The following is a 23,285-nucleotide window of genomic DNA, read 5'->3' on the forward strand; positions in this document are numbered from 1 at the left end:
GCCCAGAGTTGCATCAATTCTCTCCCTCCCCTGAAGGGGAGGGAGAGAATTGATGCAACTCTGGGCAGGGCTCGGCAATCCGGGCGCGCAATATGCGCTCCACCGCCACAATATCGGCTTCATGGCGATCGATGCGATCGCCGCCCTGTACGATTTCGAAGCGCCGAAGAAACGCTTTCAGGGCTGGGCGATCGAAGCCCGGCTGGGCAGCGAGAAGCTGCTGCTGCTGAAGCCAGCCACTTTCATGAACGACAGCGGCCAGTCGATCGGCGAAGCCATGCGCTTCTACAAGCTCGCCGCCGAGGATGTGACCGTCTTCTACGACGAGCTCGACCTTGCCCCCTTCAAGGTCAAGGTGAAGCGCGGTGGCGGCACCGCCGGGCACAATGGCGTGCGATCGACCGTCGCCCACATTGGCGAGAATTTCCGCCGCGTGCGGCTCGGCATCGGTCATCCGGGTCATAAGGACCGCGTGACCGGCCATGTGCTGGGCAATTTCGCCAAGGCTGAGATGGACCCGCTCTCGGCGATGCTCGGTGCAGTCGCCGCCGAGGCCAAATGGCTCGTAGCCGGCGACGACGTGCGGTTCATGAGCGACGTCGCGCTGCGGCTCCAAGCCGATTGAGGGAGCTTTTTCGGTTTCCCGTCGTTTCGCTTCCGTCAGGTCTGACGGAGCTAAAGGTCGATGGCAGATTATGAAGTTGAGCAAATCGTCGCGCGGCGCGAGGCGGTACCGCTCGAAGTGATGATCCGGCGGCTCACTCGCCGCTTCGAACTGTCGCAACCCGCGATCGACGCCCTGCTGGGGCTACCCTATACGCTCAAGGACTTTGCGCCGGGGCAGTATATCCTGCGCGAAGGCGAGCAGGTGCAGCAGTCATCCTTCGTTGTTGCGGGATTCGTCTATCGCAGCAAGATCGTCGGCGACGGCGGGCGGCAGATCGTCGCCATCCATCTGATGGGTGATTTCGTCGATTTGCAGCACATCATGCTGCGCCGCGCCGATCATAATATCCAGGCGCTGACACCGGCGACCTTGGTTCAGTTCCCGGCCGAGCAGTTGCTCGACCTTGCCTATCGCTATCCCGAAATCGGCAAGGCGCTGTGGCTCGAATCGCTGATCGAGGCGGCGACTTTCCGCGAAGGCGTGGTCAATGTCGGCCGCCGCGACGCGCGCACCCGGACCGCGCATCTGCTCTGCGAGCTGGCGGTACGGCGTGAAGCAGCGGGGCTGGGCCCGCGCGGCAGCTATGAGCTGCCGATGAGCCAGGAACAGATTGGCGATGCGCTCGGGCTGACATCGGTCCATGTCAACCGGACGCTCAAGACGCTCGAAGCCGAGGGGTTGATTGCGCGGACCAAGCGCGCGGTGACCGTCGCCGACTGGGAAGGCTTGCGCCGCGCGGGCGACTTTACGCCGCATTATCTGCATCTGCATCAGAAGCCCGAATAGCGCGATCGGCGGCTGGCATCGCGGCGGGCGACAGCGTATCGCGGCAGGCGATGACGCTACGCTCGCTGTTCGCCACGCCGCTCTATCAGGCCGATCTCGACGATGCGGCCATGGTCGACGATCTCGCGCGTGCCTGCCAGTCGTTTGCAGAGGAAGATCGCGCCGGGCGGGCGTGGTCCAAGGCGCATGGCTATCGCGGCTATACGTCCTACGCCTCGCTCGACGACTTGCCGCAGCGCGACCCGGCGATCGCCGATCTGGTCAGGCTGCTCAACCGGCACGTCGCCGCCTTTGCCGAGGGGTGCGCATTCGATCTGGCGGGCAGGAAGCTCAAGCTCGACAGCCTGTGGGTCAATGTGATGAAGCCGGGGGCAACGCACAGCGGCCATATCCACCCGCAAAGCGTGGTGTCGGGCACGGTCTATATCGCGGTGCCGCCGGGCGCAGGCGCGATCCGCTTCGAGGACCCCCGGCTGGGGCTGATGATGGCCGCCCCCTTGCGCCGCGACGATGCCCCCGAGGCGTTGCAGCGCTTCGTCCATGTCGAGCCCGCGCCGGGGACGCTGCTGCTGTGGGAAAGCTGGCTGCGGCATGAAGTGATGCCGCACGCCGGCAAGGATGAGCGGATCAGCGTGAGTTTCAATTATCGGTGGTAAAGGCGTGGGTAGGCTAGAGCAGGTAGACGACAACGTAGCGCGCGGACAGCGCCAGCATCGCAATCCTCGCCCAGCGTTCGCTGCGCACCGACATTGCCGCGACCATCAGGACGATCAGCACAACCGTCAGCGCAAGCGCCATCGGTCGGGCAAGCAGCTTGGCCAGTTCCGGCACCGTGGCGTACCAGCCAAGCTGAAGCAGCAGCAGCACAAGCAGGACGCCGATCACGATTCGGCGCACTCGGAAAAAGTGCGCGTCAAAGTCCGGCTGGTCCTCTGCATCGCGCGGGAAGACGAGGTGCGCGGCGAGATAATAGGCGCTGGCGAAGATCGTGATCGCCATTAACGATCCACCCGAGACGCCAACTAGGTCACGGCTTCGCCACGCCGCGTGCCAGAATGACAGCAGGTCGAGCATGACGAAGGCGCCGAGCAGCGGCGTCAACCAGCCGATGCGCACCGTCGATCCCGGTCGCAGCCGCGCTTCGATCGCGCGGGCGAGACCGCCAAGCACCTCGGTGAGCGATAGACCGAGCAGCAGTCCGAACAGCGAGAAGATGAACTCGAATTCCGACACCTGCTGTCGCGGCCAAGCCTAACCCAAACACCCGCGATGCTCGTCCTTGACGGTCGAGCTGTCCTGATAAGCCTTCACGAATGCGGCATAGGCAGCATCCCGCGCCGGCTGCGGCTTGGTGTCATAGGTGACGACAGTCAGCGCGGAACTATCGTCATAGCTCAGCGTGCCCCCCGTGCGTTTCGTCACTCGCATCAACGTCACCTTGGTGCCGTTGCCGCCCCTTGCGTACCACGCCTGATGATCGGCGACGGCCTTCTTGAACAGCGCGTACTGGCCGGGCTTGATGATGCTCAGCCGGATCGTGACCGACTTGCCGGTGCATTGCAGCGCGCCGAGCGGCCCCGTCTGCGCCACGGCGCCGGTTGCGGCCATTGCCAGCAAGATGGCACTCAACTGCTTGATCATCACCAATTCCCTCCCATCGTGCGCGCCCATGTTTGCGCGGGCACGCCGCCAATGCAAGCATTCTGGGCAAGCGCACACTCTGGCCATTCGCGGCCCGACTGATTAAGGCGCGCCATTGCTTTTGATGGGTGCGCAAAATGGGATTTCGCTGTGGTATCGTCGGGCTGCCTAATGTCGGCAAGTCGACCCTGTTCAACGCGCTGACCGAAACGGCGGCGGCGCAGGCGGCGAATTACCCCTTCTGCACGATCGAGCCGAACGTCGGCAACGTCGCAGTGCCCGATGCGCGGCTCGATCAGCTCGCGGCGATCGCGGGATCGGCCAAGATCATCGAGACGCAGCTCGGCTTCGTCGACATCGCCGGCCTCGTCCGCGGCGCATCGAAGGGCGAGGGCCTCGGCAACCAGTTTCTCGGCAACATCCGCGAAGTCGATGCGATCGTGCATGTCCTGCGCTGTTTCGAAAATGGCGACGTCACCCATGTCGAAGGCAAGGTCGATCCGATCGCCGACGCCGAAACGGTCGAGACCGAGCTGATGCTGTCGGACCTCGAAAGCCTCGAAAAGCGCGTGCCCAACCTCGCCAAGAAAGCGGCGCAGGGCGACAAGGAGGCCAAGATCGGCGCATCGGTGCTGGGGCAAGCGCTCGACCTACTGCGCGAGGGGAAACCCGCCCGGCTGACCAAGCCCCGGGACGATGAGGAAGCGCGTGTGTTCGCACAGGCGCAATTGCTTACCTCAAAGCCTGTGCTCTACGTCTGCAATGTCGACGAAGGCGATGCCGCGAGCGGCAATGCGCTGTCGGCGCGGGTGTTCGAAAAGGCCAAGGCCGAAGGCGCCGAAGCGGTGGTCGTGTCGGCGGCGATCGAAGCCGAGATCGCAACGATGCCGGCGGAGGATCGCGGCGAATTCCTCGCCGAACTGGGCCTCACCGAAACCGGCCTCGCCCGCGTCATCACGGCGGGCTACCGGCTGCTGCACTTGCTGACCTTCTTCACCGTCGGCCCCAAGGAAGCGCGCGCCTGGACCGTCGAGGCAGGCGCCAAGGCGCCACAGGCAGCGGGTGTGATCCACACCGATTTCGAACGCGGCTTCATCCGTGCCGAAACGATCGCTTTCGCCGATTACATCGCCTTCAAGGGCGAAGCCGGTGCGCGCGACGCGGGCAAGCTGCGCCAGGAAGGCAAGGAATATGTCGTGCAGGACGGCGACGTGATGCTGTTCCGCTTCAACGTCTGATCGGGGGGACAAACACCGAGTGGAGCCGTTGCAGATCATCGACCTGCTGCTGCGCGGCATGGCCGTCGGCGCGCAACTGGGACTCGGCTTGGCGCTTGTTCGCAGCGCGGACCAGCGGTCGCTGCGGATCGCCACCCTGCTGTTCGTCATCAGCAACATCTGCTTCACGCTGAACGGCTTCCATCCCATCCGCCCATTGCTGGGACCATTCCAGCGCGTCCTTTGGCTCGTACAGATTGGCGGTGCAGGTTATTTCTGGCTGTTCGCGCTCGCGTTGTTCGAGGATCGCAAGCTATCGGCGACCGGTATCGCCCCACCCGCACTGCTGACGATGATCGGCGTGATCGGGCAATATGGCCCGCGCTTGGTGGCGCCCTATATCTGGGGCCTGCACAATCTGTTCGGATTGCTGCTGGCGTTGCATGCTTTGATCGTGATCGTCCGATCGGGGCAGACCGATCTGGTCGAGGCGCGCCGCCGGTTGCGGGTGCCGTTCCTGCTGCTGATTGCGCTGTTTTCAATTCTGTTGAGCGCCGTCCAAATCGGCCAGAATTTCGGCGTCGATGCGCCTTGGTATGAATTGGTCAATGCCTGCATCCAGGCCATGCTGGGCATCGCGGGGGTCGCGGTGCTGCTGGAGGCGCGCCCGGTTCTGTTCGGCGTCGCGCGCGACACCAAAGAGCCCGACGCGCCGCCGCCGAGCACGGAGACGGCCCACTGGCTAGCGCGGCTTGATCACGCCATGACCACAGAGATGCTGTGGCAACGCGAAGGGCTGACGATCGGTGATCTGGCCACGGCAATCGGCCTGCCCGAACATCGTTTGCGGCGCCTGATCAATGATGAGTTGGGGCACCGCAATTTCGCGTCGTTCGTCAATCAGCACCGAATCGCGGCTGCCCGCCAGATCCTCGGCGATCCGGCGACGGCGGCGCGCAACATTGCCAGCATTGCTTTCGACCTCGGATTCGGGTCGCTCGGCCCCTTCAACCGCGCGTTTCGTGAAGCGACCGGCGTAACGCCCACCGAATATCGGCGGCTGGCGCTCGCCCATTCCTTGCCGAATTCCGAAAATCCTCGCTGATTTCGAAATCAGCAAACCTTCTCACAAGTTCGACGAGACCCACCCCGCCGCGCTGATCGAAAGGCGAACCACCCCAACAACGGAGGTTCGCTTATGTCATCAGATTATCTTGCATCGCTGGGGCAGCATTGGGTGCTGCTCGCGATCGGCGATGTCATTCGTTATGTGATCTTCGCAACCAGCTTCTGGTTGCTGCTTTGGTATGCACTCGCCAAACCGCTTTCGGGGCGACGCATTCGGCGTCAGCGCCCGCCCGCGCGCCAGTTGCGCCGCGAGTTCCTCTATTCGATGCGATCGATCATGGTGTTTTCCACCGCATCGCTGGTGGTGACGATTGCCCATCATCTCGGCTGGTGGAACGGTGCCAAGATCGCCGCCGGCTGGGGACCGATCTGGTTCTGGGTGAGCCTGGTGCTGATGATCGTCGCGCACGACGCCTATTTCTATTGGGCGCACCGGCTGTCGCATTTGCAAGGCCTGTTCCGCTGGGTGCATCGCCGTCACCACCTGAGCAACAATCCGTCGCCCTTCACGGCCTATAGCTTCGACTGGGCCGAGGCTCTGCTGATGGGCAGTTTCGTCCCGCTGTGGGTGTTGCTGGTGCCGACGTCATGGATCGTCGTCGATCTGTTCGTGCTCCACCAGATCGTCCGCAACACTTTGCTCCACAGCGGGATCGAAGTCATGCCGGCACGGGCCGATGGTCGCCCGCTGTTCGACTGGATGACCACCACCACGCACCATGATCTGCACCATGGCCGGATGGGCTGGAACTTCGGCCTGTACTTTACCTGGTGGGATCGGTGGATGGGAACCGAGCACCCCGAATATCATCGCCATTTCGCGGCCGCCGTGCGGCGCCCGCCAGCTGCGTCCGCGCTGCAAACGGCAGCGTTCTGAGCCCCCCGTTTGATCAACCCCCTTCAAGCAACAAGGATACTGACATGCGCTTTTTCGTTCTTCTGCTCGCATTGGTTGGACTGGCTGACAATGCCCTCGCTACTTCTGAATCGCCGCTGATCGGCGTTTGGAGCGAAATCGACGGTACCGGCGCTGCCCGAATCGCCCCTTGCGCGGGCAATCCGGACAGGCTGTGCGCGATCGGTTTGGCGCGCCGCAGCGACGGACGCGCCGGCCGGGTCGATACTGGCGTCGTGCTGTCCGACATCACCACCAGCGGCAACAATCGTTGGCGCGGCACCTATCACGACGGCAAGCGGCAGCTTCCGGCGACGCTGCAGCTGGCAACGCCGCGCATCGTCGAGATGAAAGTCTGCCTGTTCCTGTTTTGCAAGACTGCGCGCTACGCACGCGACCGGTGACGATCACGCCGTGGGGCGGGCCGTTACGCGACGGCCCGCCCCTGACCGTGCGGCATGCTCGTCATATTTCTGACCCCAAAACCCGCCATAGCCGCGCCATGCGCATGTCCTCTCGCCTGATGGCTGCTTTTCTTGCTGCCGGATTGCAGGCGTGCGTGACGCAGCCGCTGGAGGCGCCGAAGACGGTTGCCGCCGCGCCCGCCGACGCGCGCAAGCCCGTTACGATCCTGATTTCGATCGACGGCTTCCGGCCCGATTATCTCACGCGCGGGGTGACGCCGAACCTTAACGCGCTCGCCGATGCCGGCATCAGCGCGGCAATGCGGCCGTCGTTTCCGAGCGTGACCTTCCCCAACCACTGGACGCTGGTGACGGGCCTACGCCCCGACCGCAACGGCATCGTCGGCAATCGGATGGAAGACCCCGGCCATCCGGGGATGACCTTCACGATGCAGAGCGAAGAACCCTTCTGGTGGAATGCGGCCGAGCCGATCTGGATCACGGCGGAGAAGGCGGGCATCCATTCGGCGACGATGTTCTGGCCCGGTGCCAATGTCGCGTTCGACGGTCGGCGCCCGCAGGACTGGCAGCAATATGGCCATGACGTGAGCAATCGTCAGCGCGTCGATGCGATCATCGACTGGCTGCGGCGTCCCGCCGATACGCGCCCGGCATTCCTGACGCTTTATTTCGACGTGGTTGATTCGGCCGGTCACGGCAATGGCCCCGACAGTCCCAAGACGACGGCAGTGGTCGGCGAGGTCGATGCCGCGATCGGTCGGCTGCGCAGCGAACTGGCGACGCTCGGCCAGCCCGCCAATTTCGTGATTGTCGCCGATCACGGCATGGCACCGATCAGCCCCGAACGCATTGTCCGGATCGACCAGAGTCTGCCCGCCGGCAGCTACCGCCTTGTCGTCAATGGCGCTTATGCCGGGATCGAGCCGGTGCCGGGCAAGGATGCCGAACTGGCCGCCGCGATCGCTCGGCCGATCCGCCACGCGCAGTGCTGGCCCAAGGCGCAGATACCGGCATCGCTTCATTATGGCCGCAACCCGCGCGTGCCCGCCTATGTCTGCATTGCCGAGGCCGGCTGGCTGATTCAGGACAGGCCGCCCGCGCCCGACATGGCCGAGAAATATCGCGGCACCCACGGATATGACCCCGCCGATCCGCAGATGGCGGCGCTGTTCATTGCCAGCGGCCCCGCGATCAAGCCGGTGGGCAAGATCGCCAGCTTCGACAATGTCGATGTGGCCCCCCTGCTGCGCGACTTGCTCGGCCTGCCCGCAGGCCGTGATCTCGACGGCACCGACGCACCGTTCCGGGCGGCGCTGAACCGCTAGGCTTGCCAAGCCGTTCGATCCACGCGACACCGGGCACATGATCTATTTTGAAGATATCGAGGTCGGTTCGGTCCGACGCTTCGGCAGCTATGCGGTGACGCGCGAGGAGGTGATCGCCTTTGCCGAAAAATACGACCCCCAGCCCTTTCACCTTTCCGACGAAGCGGCGGCACAGACGCATTTCGGGCGGCTGTCGGCCAGCGGCTGGCACACTTGCGCGATGATGATGGCGATGCTGGTCGAAAACCTGAAGACAACGCAGCAGGCAGGGCTCGGGTCGCCGGGACAGGACGAGCTGCGCTGGCTCAAGCCCGTCTATCCCGGCGATACGCTGTCGCTGTCGGTCGAAGTGATCGACAAGCGCCCATCGACCAGCCGCCCCGAGATGGGGAGCTATCGCAGCCGCATCACCGTCTACAATCAGGATGATGTGCCGGTGATGACCACGCTGGCGATCGGCCTGATCCGGACGCGACCGCAGGCTTAGCGCCAGCGACGTCCGTGGAAGCCTCGCCAATTGTCGCGGATCGGCCCACCCCGCCAGGCATTGCGGCGACCATACCAATAGGCGCGATCAGCGTCCGACCAGCGCCGCGCAACGCGATAGCGATCATAGACGTAAATGCCGGTGCCCGGATAATAATAGTCGCCGTACCAGCCGTAATAGGGTGACACCGCGCCGTAATAGCCGCGGCCATAGCCCCCGGCATAATCATCGGCGCAGGCACCCAGCCCCGCCAGCAGCGCCGCGCCAAGCGCCAGCTTCGTCATTGATCCAACCATCGCTACGCCTCCGTCTGTTGCCCCCACACTCGGGGCGCCGGACCGATATGGCTAAGCGAAGCTTAATGGCCCTCGAACGACAGCAGTGCGCGAACGTCGATTCCATCGGCGCGCAGTGCGTCTGCGCCGCCGAGGTCGGGCAGATCGACCACGAACTGCGCCTGCGTCACTTGAGCCCCGGCCTTGCGAAGCAGCCGGATCGCCGCGCGGGCCGTACCGCCAGTGGCGATCAGATCGTCGACCAGCAGCACGCGCTGGCCCGGCACCAGCGCATCTTCGTGCATGGTGATGCGGTCCTGGCCGTATTCCAGCGCATAATCCTCGGCGATCGTCGCGCCGGGCAGCTTGCCGTCCTTACGGATCAGCAGCACGCCGGTATTGAGCGGCACGGCGATGGCGGCAGCAAACAGGAAACCGCGTGCTTCGATCCCGGCGATCAGATCGACCGGGCCGGCGACGGCCGCGACCATCCGCTCGACCGTCTGCGCGAGGCCGCTTGGATCAAGCAACAGCGTGGTGATGTCGCGGAACATGATCCCCGGCTTCGGAAAGTCGGGGATCGTGCGGATCAGCGCCTTCAGATCGTCATTGTCGGCGCGCGCCGCGCCTGCGGCGCTGCTCAATGCTTCACGTTCCGCCAGATCGACTGATAGGCGCCGTAAGCAAGGATCGTCGCGACAAGCAGGAAACCGAGTACGGCAAGACCCAGCGCGTGGCGATCGTTCAGCTCGGGCTCGGCCGTCCAGACGAGGAAGGCGGCCACGTCCTTGGCGTTCTGCGCGACCGTCGACTTGGTGCCGTCGGCATAGGTTACCTGCCCGTCCTGCGCGAGCGGCGGCGGCATCGCGATATTCAGGTTCGGGAAATAGGGATTATAGTACAGGCCATCCGGCGTTTTCGCATCGGGGTGCTTGGCGATCAACTCGGGCGTCTGTTCGGCATAGCCGGTCAGCAGCGAATAGATATAGGCCGGACCATCATGCCGCGCCTTGGTGATCAGCGACAGATCCGGCGGCACGCCCTGACCGGGGTAATAGACCGGCGGGAAATGATCGGCAGGGACATTGGCGCGCTCGGTCCGGTCGCCGGTCTTGGGGTCCTGCACCGACTGCTTGGTGCCCCAGTCGGCAGCGATCTTCTTCACCTCGGCGTCGGTATAGCCGATCTTCTTCAGGTCGCGGAAAGCGACATGCTTCAGCGAATGGCAGTTCGCGCACACTTCCTTGTAGACTTGGAAGCCACGCTGCGCCGCTGCCATGTCGATCTTGCCGGTGAAGCCGTTGCTCTCCAGCTCAAGCTCCTTCGGGTGCTTGTAGAGCGCAGCAGCCGCACCTTCGACCTGCGGGTCGTTGATCAGCCCGGAGACGCTGCCGTACAAGCCGGCCAGCAACGAGATAATGAAGACGACGCCGACCAGACCGGCAATGTAGCGAACCATGATAAATCCCTTATTCGGCCGGAAGCGCGTGGCCGGGCAAACCCGACGCTGACGCCCCACCGCCACGCTTGCCGAGGACCGATTCGGTGATCGAATTGGGCAACGGACGCGGGCGCTCGGACGCCGCAACGATCGGCAGGATGAGCAGGAAGTGCGCGAAATAATAAGCGGTGGCGATCTGGCCGATGATCACATTCTGGGCAGTCGCCTCGGCCCCGCCGATGTAGCCAAGCACCAGCACGTCGACCAGCAGCACGATCAGGAAAATGCGATACACCGGGCGATAATTGGCCGAGCGGACCGGCGACGTGTCGAGCCAGGGCAGGAAGAACAGCAGCAGGATCGACCCGAACATCGCCATCACGCCCCACAGTTTCGCCGGGATGAACAGGAAATCCGCGGTGAACGACTTCAGGATCGCGTAAAAGGGCAGGAAGTACCATTCGGGAACGATGTGCGCGGGCGTCGCCAGCGGGTTGGCCGGAATATAGTTGTCCGGATGGCCCAGCGCGTTGGGCATGAAGAAAATGAACGCGCAGTAGATCAGCATGAACACGCCGATGCCGAACCCATCCTTGGCAGTGTAATAGGGGTGGAACGGCACCGTGTCCTGTTCGCCCTTCACTTCGACGCCGGTCGGATTGTTCGACCCCGGAATGTGCAGCGCCCAGACGTGCAGCACGATCATGCCGAGCGTGACAAACGGCAGCAGATAGTGGAGCGAGAAGAAACGGTTCAGCGCCGCATCATCGGGAACATAGCCGCCAAGCAACCACACGCGGATGCTTTCGCCCACCAACGGGATCGCCGAGAAGAAACCGGTGATCACCTGCGCACCCCAGAAGCTCATCTGGCCCCAGGGGAGCACATAGCCCATGAACGCGGTCGCCATCATCAGCAGGAAGATCACGACGCCAAGCAGCCAGATCATCTCGCGCGGCGCCTTGTACGATCCGTAATAAAGGCCACGAGCGATGTGAATGTAGACCACCAGCAGGAACATCGACGCGCCGTTGGCGTGCGCATAGCGGATCAGCCAGCCGTAATTGACGTCGCGCATGATGTGTTCGACCGAATCGAACGCAATCGCGCCGTTGGCCGCATAATGCATCGCAAGCACGATACCGGTGACGATCTGGCACATCAGCGCCACGCCGGCGAGCACGCCGAAATTCCAGAAATAGTTGAGGTTGCGCGGCACCGGATAGCCTGCGCCCACCGCGTTGTAGACGAAGCGCGGGAGCGGCAGCCGTTCGTCGATCCACTTCATCAGTGGCGCCTTCGGCTCGTAATGCTTAGCCCAGGGAAAGCTCATGATGCTGACCTCAACCGATCACAACAGTGGTGGGGGTGGAAAACTTGTACGGCGGCACTTCGAGATTCTTCGGCGCCGGGCCTTTGCGGATGCGCGCGGCGGTGTCGTAGACCGAGCCATGGCATGGGCAGAAATAGCCGCCATATTCGCCCTTCACTTCGCCTTCGGCTGCACCGAGCGGGACGCAACCCAGATGGGTGCACACGCCCAGAGTGATCAGCCAGTTGGTGTGGCCTTCCTTGGTGCGCTGCGCGAGCGTTTCGGGATCGCGCAACGACGCGACGGAGACCTTATTCGCCTCGGCGATTTCTTCGGGTGTCAGGTTGCGGACGAACAGCGGCTGCTTGCGGAACGACGATTTGATCGCCTGTCCCGGTGCAATCGCGCTCAGGTCGAGCTCGGTCGTGGATTCGGCCAGCACGTCCGCCGACGGGGCCATCTGGCTCACCAGCGGCACCAGCACACCGGCCACGCCCACTCCGCCGAACGCAACCGCGGCGATGCTCAGGAAATCGCGGCGGCGATATTCGCCCTCACCGCCATGCGGGTCGGTGCCATCACCGGCTGCAATCGGGGTATCAACGGTTGCCATTCACTTGCCCCATCAACTTGGCTTTTTGCCGAACTGCCTTCTATTCCGAACCCGCCGGACCACGCCGATCAACTGATCGCCAGCACATTCCTGTAAAGGCGCACGCACTGGCCGCTGTCCTGCGCCATCCGGACGCAAACTGCGCGCCTGATAGACACAGGGAACAGGTTTTGCCAACAGCATTTTGACGGGCGCTGCCATACCGCATTAAGCCCTATCGGCATGCCCATGCCACCGCCGATCCGCATTGCCCTGTACCAGCCCGACATCGCGGGCAATGTCGGCACCATCCTGCGGATGGGCGCCTGCCTTGGCGTCGTGGTCGACCTGATCGAGCCGATGGGTTTTGCGTGGAGCGACCGCAAGCTGGCGCGCGCGGGCATGGATTATCTGTCGCTGGGCGATGTGACCCGCCATGTCGACTGGTCTGCCTTTGAAGCTGCGGTCACGGGACGCATCGTGCTGCTGTCGACCAAAGGGGCCGTCCGTATCGACGCCGCCACTTTCGCGCCCGGCGATGTGTTGCTGTTCGGCGCGGAATCGAGCGGGGTTCCGGACCACGTCCATGACCGCGCCGATCTGCGCGTGACAATTCCACTTGTGCCGGATCGGCGATCGTTGAATGTCGCGGTCGCAGCCGCCATCGCAACTGGCGAGGCCTTGCGCCAGATCAAGGGATGGCCCGATGCGGCCAGCTAAAACGGGGGGATGATGGAACTCGACACCGAACAGCAGACGGCACGAAGCTGGTTCGAACATCTGCGCGACCTGATCTGCGCCGAGTTCGAAGCGATCGAGCGCGAAGGCGGCTCCGACGCGGCCTTTGAATATACGCCGTGGGACCGCGTCGATCCTTCGGGCGAGCCCGGCGGCGGCGGTGTGCGCGGGGTGATGAAGGGCCGCGTGTTCGAAAAGGTCGGCGTCAACGTCTCGACCGTCGGCGGCACGTTCGAAGGTGATTTCGCCAAGACGATCAACGGCGCTGCCGACGACCCGCGGTTTTTCGCGACCGGCATCAGCCTGGTTGCGCATATGGCGAACCCGAAAGTGCCGGCGGTGCACATGAACACGCGGTTCCTGGTCACCACCAAGCGCTGGTTCGGTGGCGGCGCGGATCTCAACCCGCCGATCCCCAATGACGCGGACACCGCCGATTTCCATGCCGCGATGAAGGCCGCCTGCGATCCGCACGGCGCCGATTATCATGCGCGCTACAAGCAATGGGCCGACGATTATTTCTACATCCCCCACCGCAAGGTGCACCGCGGCGTCGGCGGCATTTTCTGCGACCATCTGGAGGGCGATTTCGCCGCGAATTTCGCGTTCATCCAGGACATCGGCCGCCAGTTCCTCGACAGCTATGCGCGGATCGTGCGGCGGCGGATGCACGACGCCTTCACGCCTGAGGAAGAAGCGCGGATGCTCGAATGGCGCGGGCGCTATGCCGAATTCAACCTCGTCTATGATCGCGGCACGCTGTTCGGGCTCAAGACCGGCGGCAACATCGACGCGATCCTGATGAGCCTGCCGCCGCGCGCCACCTGGGCCTGAACGCGGTGAGCCTGACACGCGTCGCGGCGGGCGACGTGGCGACGATCGTGACCACGCTCGAGATGCGCAAACGTCCGCCGGCCCGACCGCTGCCCGACAGCCCGCTGCGGTTGGTGCGCTGGGCGCAGCCCGATCCCGACAAGTACCGTGCCCTGTTCACGCGGGTCGGCGCGCCGTGGCTGTGGTATTCGCGGCTGGCGATGGACGACGCCACGTTGCGCGCGGCAATCGATCGTCCGCAGACGCAAGTCCATGCCGTGATCGACCGCGCCGCGATCGAGGTCGGGCTGCTCGAATTCACCCACCCGGAGCCCGACTGGTGCGCGCTCGACTATTTCGGGCTGGTGCCCGAGCTGGTCGGCAAGGGGCATGGCCGCTGGCTGATGGGCCTCGCGCTTGCGATGATGTGGCGGCCCGGCGTCCGCTTCGTGCGCGTGAACACCTGCACGCTCGATCACTCGTCCGCGCTCAGCTTCTACCGCGCACAAGGATTTGAGGCGGTGACGCGCACGATCGAGACTTTCCCCGATCCGCGCGTCACCGGGCTGCTGCCGCGCGACGCCGCGCCGCAGATTCCGCTGATTTAGGCCAGCCGCCGGTAGAGCGCGACCTTGAACAGCAGCAGGCCGAGCGCGACCGCCGTTGCGATCGCCGCCGCCGCGCCATCGACCAGAATGATCACCAGCGGATTGGCGGCGCGCAGGTTGCGCAGCATGGTGTCGAGGCTCTGGAACGGCGCTGGCAGGACCATGTCGGCGATGAACGCAATGACGATCACCCCGGCGAGGAGCCAGCCATGCCGCTGCGTGATGCGGAGCGCGCGTGCCACCGAATCGATCGCCGAAATTGGCGCTTCCGCGACCAGCACCGGCGCGATCAACAGCCAGCGACCCGCCAGATAGATGCCCGGCAAGAAGAACATCGCAAAACCGATCATCGTCGCCACAGTGGTGACGAGCGACGCCAGAATATAGCGCGGCAGCAGCGCCATCGCACCGGTGAGCGCATCGCCGACCGTCGCGGCCGCGCGATCGAGGTAGAGCCCTAGAATGGCGAGCGTCCCAAAGGCCGAAACAAAGCTGGCGGTCAGAAAATAGCCGCTGTTGGCGGCGATCCAGCCCCGATAACGCGCGATCAGCGCGGCCGTCTGGGCAGGATCGGCCTGCGCGCCCGTGCCAGTCCCAACCACCAGCGGCTCAACGAACAACAGCAGCGCCAGCGTCGGCACGAACAGGAACAGCCCGGCAAGCGGCCACAGCACCGCGCGATCGCGCCGCCAGAGCGCCCAGGCATCGGCGGCGGTCGCGCTGAGATCGATCGTCATGCGGTGCCGATGGCTTCCTGCGCACGCGCCGCGACATAGAATTTGCCGATGAACGCCGCCGACAACAAAGTGAACGCGGTCGATACTGCCGCGACGACCAATGCGGTCAGCACGGTGGCAGCGGTCACGGCCCCCTCGCCGCCCAGCACCAGCGCGAAAATCGCACCGAACACGGTTTGCGCAGCGAGCGTCGCAACAACACTGACGATCACGAACAGCAGCAGCACGCCGACCAGCGCCAGCGTCCGCCCGCGCGTGAGCGCGAACGAGCGGCCGATCGCGCCGAACCACCCGCCCTCTTCCAGCAACACCGCATTGACGAGCGCGAGCCGCACCGCGACCCATAGCATCACCACCAGCAGCGCCAGCACGTAGAACAAGATGAAGCTCGCAATCGCCGGGGTCATGCCGGGCGGCGTCGGCACCGGCGTGCCCGCCGCGCTGGCCTGCATCGCCGCCTGAAAGTCAAACCCGGCCATGCCCAGCCCGACGCCGATCGGCGCCACCAGCAGCAACGCGGCGATGCCCAGCACCAACGTCAGCACCAGCACCGGCACGAGTCGCGCCGTGGCGAGTGCGCGCGCCCCACCCGCACCGCGCGCCGGATCGAGCGCCAGGGCGAGCACCTGCAACTGCCCCCAGATACCCAGCAGCGTCAGCGCGAACGAGCCGAGTTGCACCGCGGTCGCCATGGCATCACCCGATTTGCCAAGCGGCGCGATTGCCGTCTGCACTGCCAGCGGCAGATAAATCCACGGCAGCGCGATCGGGATCAGCGTGGCGAGATTGTCGCCCAGAAACTCGGTCGCCCGGTCCCATACCGCACTGATGTCGACCCTGCTCATTCCCTCATTGTCCCGCACTGTTGGTTATTCGTTGGGCGAATAGCGCATGCGGTGCGATGATGCCAATGCTTGCACGGCAGCCGCTTCGACCGCATGTGCAATGCCATGACCAAAGCCGAGCGGCACGACATCGAATGGCGCGTGGACACAGCGCCAGTCGCATATCCCGACGCGCTGGCCACGATGGAAGCGCGCGCGGCGGCGGTGGCCGCGGGCACGGCCCGCGAGCTGATCTGGCTGCTCGAACATCCGCCGATCTACACTGCAGGAACGAGCGCTGACCCGGCCGAGCTGATCGACCCGCGTTTTCCGGTGTTCGCGAGCGGGCGCGGCGGCCGCTATACCTATCATGGGCCGGGGCAGCGCGTCGGCTATCTGGTGCTCGACCTCGGCAAGCGCGGGCGCGATATCCGCAACTTCATCGGATCATTGGAAAATTGGCTGATCGAAGCCCTTGCGCTGATCGACGTGCCCGCCTTCGCGGTGCCGGGCCGCGTCGGTATCTGGACGTCCGAAAACGGTACGGAGGCCAAAATCGGCGCGATCGGCGTGCGCGTGCGGCGATGGGTGACGATGCACGGATTTTCGGTCAATATTGCCACCGATCTGTCTGATTTTGCCGGTATCGTGCCCTGCGGGCTGCCGGATTATCCCGTAACCAGCGTAAAAAGGCTTGGCAAAGGGGGCGATTCCGAGGCATTCGACGCAGCGCTCGTGGCGAGACTCGGGCATTTTCTCGATAGGCTTTCTTTGTCTAGCGAAAACGAGGCTTGAGGACGAGGCGTTATCCGACTAATGTCTACTCCGGTTTGGGGATTAAAGGCGGTCAAGCCGACCAAAACCATCATTTAGGGAGCTTCAAATGCGTGCACTCATTGCTAAGGTCGTGACGGGTTCGATGGTCGCCAGCGCGGCGCTGCTGATCTCGGCTTGCGCGAAGACCGAAACCACCACCACCAACGACGCGATGGCGACGGAATCGATGAACAGCGAAACCGACGCGATGGCGACCGACAACATGACGGCGACCGACGGCGCGATGGCTTCGAACGACGCGATGATGTCGTCGAACGACGCGATGGCCTCGAACGACGCGATGGCGTCGAACGACGCGATGGCGACCGAAAAGAAGTAAGCTTCTTTCGACGTCGGCTTCCCGATCAGGGGGGCATGAATTCGCGAAGGGCCGTCCGGGCAACCGGGCGGCCCTTTTCGTTGGCGAGCCGGTGCCCGACCGGATGCGCGGTCGGAAATCGAGTCGGACTGCCTTGCTGACACGCCGGATCGATCCATTCGCACGGTTGAATTAGCGCTCGTTGTGGGCAAGAAGCGCGGACTTGCGAAGCAGACGGGGAATGTAACGAACATGATGGCGCGTTGGCTGTGCAGTTTGCTGGCAATGATGATGGCGATCACTGCAACGCCTGCGTCCGCCCAGTTTTACTTCAAGAGCCCCGATCTGTCGGGCCCGCCCGTCGTCGGCAACGAGCCGGGTTTGACAGTGCCGCTACCAGGCGCAACACCGGCCGAATTGCGCGCGGGGCTGGTGTGGTCGCTGCGCGCCGCCCTGAACGTCGCCGCTCTGCGCTGCCAGTTCGAGCCGACTTTGCTCAGCGTCCACAAATATAACGCCGTGCTGCTCGATCATCAGGCCGAGTTGAAGACGTCGCTCGACACGCTCGGTAAATATTTCAACCGGATGGCGGCCGGCAAGACCAAAACCAAGGGCAAGACCAAGGTCGTCAGCAGCCGCGCCGGCGTCAGCGCACTCGACCAATATGGCACGCGGCTTTATTCGATGTTTTCGAACGTCGGCTCGCAATATCTGTTCTGCCAGACCGCTGCCGACATCGGTTATGGCGCGATCATCGCGCCGCGCGGCCAGCTCTATGTTGTCGCGGAGAACCGGATGCGCGAGTTGCGCAACGGCATGCAGCTGTTGGGCGAGCAGGCGTTCGGCGGACGGCGGTCGCTCGACATGAGCCGGACGCGCTTTCCGCGCTTCGATCCGCCATGCTGGACGCGGCAGAATTACTACGACGCGCGCGCCTGCGGGCCGTACTGACGCGCTCAGCGCAAGCCGAGCAGCTTGTGCGTCTGGAGCGAGAGCCGCCAGCGCGGCCGCGCCAGCACCAGATCGATCGCCGCACGGGTGTTGGCGGCGGCATCCGCGCTGTCCATCGGCTGGATCAGCCAGTGGCGGAATTCCCATTGTTCGATCGCGTCGAGGTTGCTGCCGGGCTGCGGCCAGACGAGCTTTAGTTCGTCGCCGCGACGCTGAACCACTTCGCTCCCCGCCTTGGGGCTAACGCAGACCCAGTCGATACCGGGGTGCACCGGCAGCGTGCCGTTGGTTTCGATCGCGATCGTGAAGCCCGCCGCATGGAGTGCGTCGACGAGCGCATCATCGACTTGCAGCATCGGCTCGCCGCCGGTCAGCACCGCGAAGGCACCTTCCCCCTGCCCCCACAACTGCACGGCGGCATCCGCAAGCGCAGCGGCATCGGCAAACTTGCCGCCGCCATCGCCGTCGGTGCCGACAAAATCGGTGTCGCAGAACCGGCAGATCGCAGTCGCCCGATCGGCCTCACGCCCACTCCACAGATTGCAGCCGGCAAAGCGGATGAACACCGCGCGACGCCCGGCGTGGACGCCCTCACCCTGCAGCGTCAGGAACATCTCCTTGACGGCATAGCTCATGGCCGCGCCGCATAGACGGTCGGGTCGGCGATGCCTGCCCCCTCGAACCCACGCTGGCGCAGGCGGCAGCTGTCGCACAGCCCACAGTGGAGCCCTTCCGGCGTCGGATCATAGCAGGACCAGCTGATCGCTGCATCGAGCCCGAGCCGCGTCGCTTCGCGCACGATATCGGCCTTGGTCATGTGCTGGAGCGGCGCATGGATGCTAAACGGCGCGCCTTCGACACCGGCGCGGGTCGCGAGTTCGGCAAGCCCATCGAAGGCAGCGATGAATTCCGGGCGGCAGTCGGGGTAGCCCGAATAGTCGAGCGCATTGACGCCGATGAACAGGTCGCGCGCGCCCGCTGCTTCCGCCCAACCGAGCGCGAGGCTGAGGAAAATGGTGTTGCGGGCCGGGACGTAGGTGACCGGGATGCCCGGGCCGACGCCGGTCTTGGGCACGGCGATGTCGGCGGTCAGCGCCGAACCGCCGAACGCCGACAAATCGAGCGGGAGTACGACATGACGCTCCGCCCCCAGCGCCGCCGCAACCCGCGCGGCTGCGGCGAGTTCGACGCGGTGACGCTGATTGTAATCGACCGACAGCGCCAGCAGGCCGAAGCCCGCTTCGCGCGCGCGCGCCGCGGCGACCATCGAATCGAGACCGCCCGACACCAGCACCACCGCCAAAGGATGCGAATTTGTCATAGGCGAGCGCGGCTAGGCCCAATTGCCGCAGGTCGCAAGCGCAGCGGCCCAAAAAAGAAGGACCGCCCAACTTGGACGGCCCAGGGGGCTTTTAGGGAGGAAAGCGTGCCTGAACGCGACACATCCGCAGCTATAGCAGCTCCAAATAAACGCTGGCTTAACGAGCCGTCGCCGCACAGGCGCCAGTGCGCCGCCCTTCGAAACTCATGTCGAAGGGCGCGCCGCCCGCCAGCCCTTGCGTATCGACATGGATCAGCCGCGGGCTTTCGGCGCGGATGACGGTGCGACCACGCCCCGCGCCCTTGCAGTCATAAGTCACGATTCCCGCCATCGGCTGATCATCGACCACGAACCGCGCGCATTGTTGCTGCGCGTGCTGGATCTGCACCAGCGCGTCGGGATCGCCCAGACACAGCGTTCGCGGGGCGCCGGTCGCGCCCTGTTCGCGCAATTCCCACTGGCCATGCTCGATCGCGCCGAGCACATGCAGCGATGGCTTGGACGACCCCGCGGCGGTAAGCACCACGCCGCCGAGCATTGCCGCCGACGCCATCCGCGCGCGCATCTTCAGTTGCATGATCGAACTCCCCCCAAGGCCCCGGCGCGACTCGTCGTCGTCAGGGGGCGTCCCCACGCTCAGTCTGATCGACGACGCGCCGCAGCGCAATCGCTATCAGGATGCGATCTCGCTGACCCGGATCGGGAATTTGGTCGCGCAGAACGCGCAATCGACCGAGATCACGCCATCGGCATCGGCCATCGCGCGCTGCTCATCCAGCGGAAACTGGCTGAGAACCTGCGCGATGTAGTCGGGCGAGCAGCGGCACCCCTTGACCAGCGGCAGCCCGGCGAGGATGCGCACTTCGCTCTCTTCGTTGAACAGCCGCCAGACGATCGTTTCGAGCCGCAGCACCGGATCGGTCAGTTCATCGACATCGATCGTAATCCCAAGCGCCGCGACATGCTCCCATTCGGGATGGTCGAGCCGGGTGTGCAGCCGCTCGCGACCCTCCTCGCCTTCGGGCAGGTGCTGGAGCAGCAGCCCACCAGCCAGCCGGCGCCCATCGGCGTCCTTGCGGAAGCCGGTGCGGACCAACGTCGGGATCTGCTCGGACTGGGCAAAATAGCTCTGCACTGCCTCGGCGATCGTCGTGCCGTCGAGCGGCACGATGCCCTGATAGCGTTCGCCGGTGGTCGCCTGATCGAAAGTGATCGCGAGATGCCCCTCGCTGCCGAACAGCGCGAACAGGCTCGGATCCTGCGGCGCGGCGGCAAGCTTGTCGGCATCGTATTGGACATAGCCACGCAACTCGCCGCCACGATAATCGCACACGAGCAGCGTCACCACGCCGGTCTTCGTCTGCGCCTGCATCGTCAGCTGGCCGCCGGCATCCTTCAGCGTCGTACCGATCAGCGCCGCGACCGTCAGCGCTTCGCCGAGCAGCGCTTCGATCGGTGCGGGATAATCGTGTGCGGCCAGAATCGTGTCGATCAGCGGGCCGAGCCGCACCACGCGCCCACGCGCCTGCCGCGTCGGAATGGTGAAGCCGAGCGCGCGGTCGAAATCGGCGATGATGGGGTCGGTCATGCTGCTATCCAAAGGAAACCCGCCAAAGAAAAACCCGTTAGTTTCGAGCGAAGTCGAGAAACAGGCCACACGGACCTTGCCTTACGTTTCTCGACTTCGCTCGAAACTAACGGGGTGCTGGGGCGAAAATAGGATGTCGCAGCGAACGCTTCAACCAATCTGGCCGAAGCACCAGCGCAGGATCGATTTCTGCGCGTGCAGGCGGTTCTCGGCCTCGGCCCAGATCAGCGATTGCGGGCCGTCGATCACGTCGGCCGTCACTTCCTCGCCGCGATGCGCAGGCAGGCAGTGGAGGAATTTGGCGTCGGGCTTGGCCCTCGCCATCAGCGCGGCATCGACCTGATAGGGCATCATCGCCGCGAGCTTGGTCTCGGCATGCGCCTGCCCCATCGAAATCCAGGTGTCGGTGACGACGATGTCGGCGCCCTCGACCGCCTCGGCGGGATTGCCGACGACGCGCGCGCGACCGTTGCCGCGCACGATTGCTTCCTCCTCGGGCTGGAAGCCTTGCGGACAGGCGGCAACGACGTCAAACTGCATCAGTCCCGCCGCCTCGACGATCGAATAGAGCACGTTGTTGCCATCGCCGAGCCACGCGACTTTCAGCCCCGGCAGCGCTTTGCCCGCGTCGATGATCGTCAGCAGATCAGCCATGATCTGGCACGGGTGCGACAGATCGGTCAGGCCGTTGATGACGGGGACCGAGGCATGCCGCGCCATTTCCTCGACCTTGGCATGATCGTCGGTGCGCAGCATGATCGCGTCGACATAGCCCGACAGGACATGCGCGGTATCATGCACGCTCTCCCCGCGCCCGAGCTGCATCGTGCCTGCGTCCATGACGATGCTGGTGCCGCCAAGCTGGCGGATCGCCATGTCGAAGCTGACGCGGGTGCGGGTCGAATTCTTCTCGAACACCATCGCCAGAACTCGCCCGGCGAGCGGTGCATCGGCATCGGGCTTGCCCTTCGGCCAGCTCGCGCGCGCGGCCTTGCGGTCGAGCGCATCGGCGATCATCGCCGCGATCCCGTCGGGGCCTGCGTCGGCGAGGTTGAGGAAGTGTCTCACGCCGCCAGCGCGGGCGCGAACCCCCGGGCGCCTTCGCTCAGCTTCTGGACGAATTCGTCGATGTGCGCTTCCTCGATCACCAGCGGCGGCAGGATGCGGACGACATTCTCGCCCGCGGCCACCGTCAGCAGCCCGTGGTGATCGCGCAGATGCGCCACGAAGTCGCGGCTGACGGCCGACTCCTTCAGCTTGATCCCCGCCATCAGCCCGCGCCCGCGCACATGATCGAAGATGTGGTCATGGTTGGGAATCATCTGCTCGAGCGCCGCGCGCAGCCGCTCGCCCATCGCGGTTACATGATCGAGGAAGCCGGGTTCGAGGATCACGTCGAGGATCGCCTCGCCCGCCGCCATCGCCAGCGGATTGCCGCCATAGGTCGAGCCATGCGTGCCGAACACCATGCCCTTGGCCGCTTCCTCGGTCGCGAGGCACGCGCCGAGCGGGAAGCCCCCGCCGATGCCCTTGGCGACTGACATAATATCGGGCTCGATGCCGTAATGCTCATAGGCCCACATCTTGCCGGTCCGGCCATAGCCGCACTGGACTTCGTCGAGCACCAGCAGCAGGCCGTGCGCGTCGGCGGCTTTGCGCAGACCGGTGATGAACGCCTCGCTGCCGACCGAAACGCCGCCCTCGCCCTGGATCGTCTCGACCATGAACCCGGCGGTGTGATCGTCGACCAGCGCCAGCGCGGCCTCCAGATCGTTGAACGGCGCATAAGCGAACCCCGGCAGCAAAGGCTCGAACCCGTCGCGCATCTTGGCCTGGTTGGTCGCGCTGATCGCGCCCATCGTGCGGCCGTGGAAAGCGTTGTTGAAGGTGATCAGCGTGTGCCGCTGCGGATTGCCATTGGCATAGTGATAGCGGCGCGCGGTCTTGATCGCGCATTCGACCGCTTCAGTGCCCGAATTGGTGAAGAAAACGGTGTCCGCGAAGCTATTGTCGACGATCCGCTGCGCCAGTCTCTCGCCCTGCGGGCTGCCGTAAAGGTTGGAGACGTGCATCAGCGTCGCCGCCTGATCGGCAATCGCCTTCACCAGATGCGGATGGCCGTGGCCGAGCGCGTTGACGGCGATACCGCTCGCAAAATCGAGATAGCGCTCGCCGCGCTCGCCGATCAGATAGCACCCCTCGCCGCGTACCGGACGCACATCACACCGCGGGTAAACGGGCATGAGCGGGGTGATCGGCATCGTCGCATCTCCATCGAACGAAAAAGGGCGGCATCTTGGCCGCCCAATTCACTTTTACGCGGCCTGACATCGGCGCGTCAACATCCGTCGGCGAGTCGCTCGCGGCGTCGAGAAGCTG

General features: G+C 64.6%; 30 protein-coding genes. 14 read left to right on the forward strand and 16 right to left on the reverse strand.

The window, feature by feature from the left end; genetic code table 11:
- The first annotated feature begins 52 nt into the window (after positions 1 to 52).
- From pth to AX672_RS15145, 3 genes are read left to right on the forward strand one after another with little or no spacing between them, the layout of a single operon-like run.
- Positions 53 to 625 (forward strand): aminoacyl-tRNA hydrolase, encoded by a 573-nt coding sequence (gene pth / locus AX672_RS15135; protein WP_066652676.1) that lies wholly within the window; start codon positions 53 to 55, stop codon positions 623 to 625.
- A gap of 60 nt (positions 626 to 685) precedes the next feature.
- Positions 686 to 1,453, forward strand: a complete 768-nt coding sequence (locus AX672_RS15140; RefSeq protein WP_066652679.1) for a Crp/Fnr family transcriptional regulator — start codon at positions 686 to 688, stop codon at positions 1,451 to 1,453.
- Positions 1,454 to 1,503: 50 nt separating this feature from the next.
- Positions 1,504 to 2,109: a TIGR02466 family protein gene (locus AX672_RS15145; protein ID WP_066652684.1), complete on the forward strand. Its 606-nt coding sequence runs from the start codon at positions 1,504 to 1,506 to the stop codon at positions 2,107 to 2,109.
- Between the two features lie 13 nt (positions 2,110 to 2,122).
- On the opposite strand, the gene AX672_RS15150 is transcribed toward AX672_RS15145, so the two are convergent.
- A complete protein-coding gene (locus AX672_RS15150) occupies positions 2,123 to 2,686 on the reverse strand; it encodes a hypothetical protein (RefSeq protein WP_066652686.1) in 564 nt (187 codons plus the stop codon).
- A gap of 18 nt (positions 2,687 to 2,704) precedes the next feature.
- Positions 2,705 to 3,094, reverse strand: a complete 390-nt coding sequence (locus tag AX672_RS15155) for a hypothetical protein (protein WP_168727506.1) — start codon at positions 3,092 to 3,094, stop codon at positions 2,705 to 2,707.
- Between the two features lie 137 nt (positions 3,095 to 3,231).
- On the opposite strand from AX672_RS15155, the gene ychF reads away from it, so the two are divergent.
- From ychF to AX672_RS15185, 6 genes are all read left to right on the forward strand, one after another.
- On the forward strand, positions 3,232 to 4,332 hold the full coding sequence (gene ychF, locus AX672_RS15160) for a redox-regulated ATPase YchF (protein ID WP_066652700.1): 1,101 nt from the start codon (positions 3,232 to 3,234) through the stop codon (positions 4,330 to 4,332).
- A gap of 19 nt (positions 4,333 to 4,351) precedes the next feature.
- Complete coding sequence (locus AX672_RS15165; protein ID WP_066652702.1) at positions 4,352 to 5,416, forward strand: AraC family transcriptional regulator; 1,065 nt, start codon at positions 4,352 to 4,354, stop codon at positions 5,414 to 5,416.
- 93 nt (positions 5,417 to 5,509) lie between these two features.
- Positions 5,510 to 6,316 carry a sterol desaturase family protein gene (locus AX672_RS15170; RefSeq protein WP_066652704.1) on the forward strand — a complete coding sequence of 269 codons (807 nt, stop codon included), beginning with the start codon at positions 5,510 to 5,512 and terminating at the stop codon, positions 6,314 to 6,316.
- A gap of 44 nt (positions 6,317 to 6,360) precedes the next feature.
- Positions 6,361 to 6,738 (forward strand): hypothetical protein, encoded by a 378-nt coding sequence (locus tag AX672_RS15175; RefSeq protein ID WP_066652706.1) that lies wholly within the window; start codon positions 6,361 to 6,363, stop codon positions 6,736 to 6,738.
- 98 nt (positions 6,739 to 6,836) lie between these two features.
- Entirely contained in the window at positions 6,837 to 8,084 is a 1,248-nt protein-coding gene (locus AX672_RS15180) for an alkaline phosphatase family protein (protein ID WP_066652715.1), read from the forward strand.
- A gap of 37 nt (positions 8,085 to 8,121) precedes the next feature.
- The gene (locus tag AX672_RS15185) at positions 8,122 to 8,571 is read left to right on the forward strand and encodes a MaoC family dehydratase (RefSeq protein ID WP_066652717.1); all 450 of its coding nucleotides are present in this window, start codon (positions 8,122 to 8,124) and stop codon (positions 8,569 to 8,571) included.
- Here AX672_RS15185 and AX672_RS15190 read toward each other — a convergent pair.
- The 5 genes from AX672_RS15190 to petA all read right to left on the reverse strand — a co-directional run bounded on the left by AX672_RS15190 (position 8,568) and on the right by petA (position 12,212).
- Positions 8,568 to 8,855 carry a hypothetical protein gene (locus tag AX672_RS15190; RefSeq protein WP_066652728.1) on the reverse strand — a complete coding sequence of 96 codons (288 nt, stop codon included), beginning with the start codon at positions 8,853 to 8,855 and terminating at the stop codon, positions 8,568 to 8,570. The genes AX672_RS15185 and AX672_RS15190 overlap by 4 nt on opposite strands.
- 74 nt (positions 8,856 to 8,929) lie before the next feature.
- Positions 8,930 to 9,490, reverse strand: a complete 561-nt coding sequence (locus tag AX672_RS15195; RefSeq protein ID WP_082730576.1) for an adenine phosphoribosyltransferase — start codon at positions 9,488 to 9,490, stop codon at positions 8,930 to 8,932.
- On the reverse strand, positions 9,487 to 10,305 hold the full coding sequence (locus tag AX672_RS15200) for a cytochrome c1 (RefSeq protein WP_066652731.1): 819 nt from the start codon (positions 10,303 to 10,305) through the stop codon (positions 9,487 to 9,489). Before AX672_RS15200 ends, AX672_RS15195 begins: the two co-directional genes overlap by 4 nt.
- A gap of 10 nt (positions 10,306 to 10,315) precedes the next feature.
- Positions 10,316 to 11,620, reverse strand: coding sequence for a cytochrome b (locus AX672_RS15205; protein WP_066652734.1), 1,305 nt, complete (start codon positions 11,618 to 11,620; stop codon positions 10,316 to 10,318).
- Positions 11,621 to 11,630: 10 nt separating this feature from the next.
- On the reverse strand, positions 11,631 to 12,212 hold the full coding sequence (gene petA, locus AX672_RS15210; protein WP_082730577.1) for a ubiquinol-cytochrome c reductase iron-sulfur subunit: 582 nt from the start codon (positions 12,210 to 12,212) through the stop codon (positions 11,631 to 11,633).
- 240 nt (positions 12,213 to 12,452) lie between these two features.
- Here petA and AX672_RS15215 point away from each other — a divergent pair, with 240 nt between their 5' ends.
- From AX672_RS15215 to AX672_RS15225, 3 genes are read left to right on the forward strand one after another with little or no spacing between them, the layout of a single operon-like run.
- A complete protein-coding gene (locus AX672_RS15215; protein WP_082730579.1) occupies positions 12,453 to 12,911 on the forward strand; it encodes a tRNA (cytidine(34)-2'-O)-methyltransferase in 459 nt (152 codons plus the stop codon).
- Positions 12,912 to 12,920: 9 nt separating this feature from the next.
- On the forward strand, positions 12,921 to 13,763 hold the full coding sequence (gene hemF, locus AX672_RS15220; RefSeq protein ID WP_066652742.1) for an oxygen-dependent coproporphyrinogen oxidase: 843 nt from the start codon (positions 12,921 to 12,923) through the stop codon (positions 13,761 to 13,763).
- A gap of 5 nt (positions 13,764 to 13,768) precedes the next feature.
- Complete coding sequence (locus AX672_RS15225; protein ID WP_066652746.1) at positions 13,769 to 14,350, forward strand: GNAT family N-acetyltransferase; 582 nt, start codon at positions 13,769 to 13,771, stop codon at positions 14,348 to 14,350.
- On the opposite strand, the gene AX672_RS15230 is transcribed toward AX672_RS15225, so the two are convergent.
- Together AX672_RS15230 and AX672_RS15235 are read right to left on the reverse strand one after the other, a co-directional pair.
- Positions 14,347 to 15,087, reverse strand: a complete 741-nt coding sequence (locus AX672_RS15230) for a hypothetical protein (protein ID WP_066652749.1) — start codon at positions 15,085 to 15,087, stop codon at positions 14,347 to 14,349. The two genes, AX672_RS15225 and AX672_RS15230, sit on opposite strands and share 4 nt — an antisense overlap.
- Positions 15,084 to 15,932 (reverse strand): hypothetical protein, encoded by an 849-nt coding sequence (locus AX672_RS15235; protein ID WP_066652756.1) that lies wholly within the window; start codon positions 15,930 to 15,932, stop codon positions 15,084 to 15,086. Before AX672_RS15235 ends, AX672_RS15230 begins: the two co-directional genes overlap by 4 nt.
- A 105-nt stretch (positions 15,933 to 16,037) precedes the next feature.
- Between AX672_RS15235 and lipB the strand changes: the two genes are divergently transcribed.
- Positions 16,038 to 16,706 (forward strand): lipoyl(octanoyl) transferase LipB, encoded by a 669-nt coding sequence (gene lipB, locus AX672_RS15240; RefSeq protein ID WP_066652793.1) that lies wholly within the window; start codon positions 16,038 to 16,040, stop codon positions 16,704 to 16,706.
- Between the two features lie 84 nt (positions 16,707 to 16,790).
- Here lipB and AX672_RS18700 read toward each other — a convergent pair whose 3' ends face one another.
- Positions 16,791 to 17,348 carry a hypothetical protein gene (locus AX672_RS18700; protein WP_202189352.1) on the reverse strand — a complete coding sequence of 186 codons (558 nt, stop codon included), beginning with the start codon at positions 17,346 to 17,348 and terminating at the stop codon, positions 16,791 to 16,793.
- On the opposite strand from AX672_RS18700, the gene AX672_RS15250 reads away from it, so the two are divergent.
- Complete coding sequence (locus tag AX672_RS15250) at positions 17,338 to 17,997, forward strand: hypothetical protein (protein ID WP_231731390.1); 660 nt, start codon at positions 17,338 to 17,340, stop codon at positions 17,995 to 17,997. The genes AX672_RS18700 and AX672_RS15250 overlap by 11 nt on opposite strands.
- A 5-nt stretch (positions 17,998 to 18,002) precedes the next feature.
- On the opposite strand, the gene queE is transcribed toward AX672_RS15250, so the two are convergent.
- The 6 genes from queE to AX672_RS15280 form a co-directional block, all read right to left on the reverse strand.
- Complete coding sequence (gene queE / locus AX672_RS15255) at positions 18,003 to 18,632, reverse strand: 7-carboxy-7-deazaguanine synthase (RefSeq protein ID WP_066652761.1); 630 nt, start codon at positions 18,630 to 18,632, stop codon at positions 18,003 to 18,005.
- Positions 18,629 to 19,318 carry a 7-cyano-7-deazaguanine synthase QueC gene (gene queC, locus AX672_RS15260; RefSeq protein ID WP_066652764.1) on the reverse strand — a complete coding sequence of 230 codons (690 nt, stop codon included), beginning with the start codon at positions 19,316 to 19,318 and terminating at the stop codon, positions 18,629 to 18,631. Before queC ends, queE begins: the two co-directional genes overlap by 4 nt.
- Before the next feature lie 157 nt (positions 19,319 to 19,475).
- Positions 19,476 to 19,895: a DUF3617 domain-containing protein gene (locus tag AX672_RS15265; protein ID WP_066652767.1), complete on the reverse strand. Its 420-nt coding sequence runs from the start codon at positions 19,893 to 19,895 to the stop codon at positions 19,476 to 19,478.
- A gap of 96 nt (positions 19,896 to 19,991) precedes the next feature.
- Positions 19,992 to 20,906 carry an Hsp33 family molecular chaperone HslO gene (gene hslO, locus AX672_RS15270; protein ID WP_066652775.1) on the reverse strand — a complete coding sequence of 305 codons (915 nt, stop codon included), beginning with the start codon at positions 20,904 to 20,906 and terminating at the stop codon, positions 19,992 to 19,994.
- Between the two features lie 150 nt (positions 20,907 to 21,056).
- Positions 21,057 to 21,974 (reverse strand): ornithine carbamoyltransferase, encoded by a 918-nt coding sequence (argF, locus tag AX672_RS15275; protein ID WP_066652777.1) that lies wholly within the window; start codon positions 21,972 to 21,974, stop codon positions 21,057 to 21,059.
- A complete protein-coding gene (locus AX672_RS15280) occupies positions 21,971 to 23,167 on the reverse strand; it encodes an aspartate aminotransferase family protein (RefSeq protein WP_066652779.1) in 1,197 nt (398 codons plus the stop codon). Before AX672_RS15280 ends, argF begins: the two co-directional genes overlap by 4 nt.
- Positions 23,168 to 23,285: the final 118 nt, after the last annotated feature.

It is taken from the genome of Sphingomonas sp. CCH10-B3 (assembly GCF_001556185.1).
GTDB classification, from domain to species: domain Bacteria; phylum Pseudomonadota; class Alphaproteobacteria; order Sphingomonadales; family Sphingomonadaceae; genus Sphingomonas; species Sphingomonas aquatica.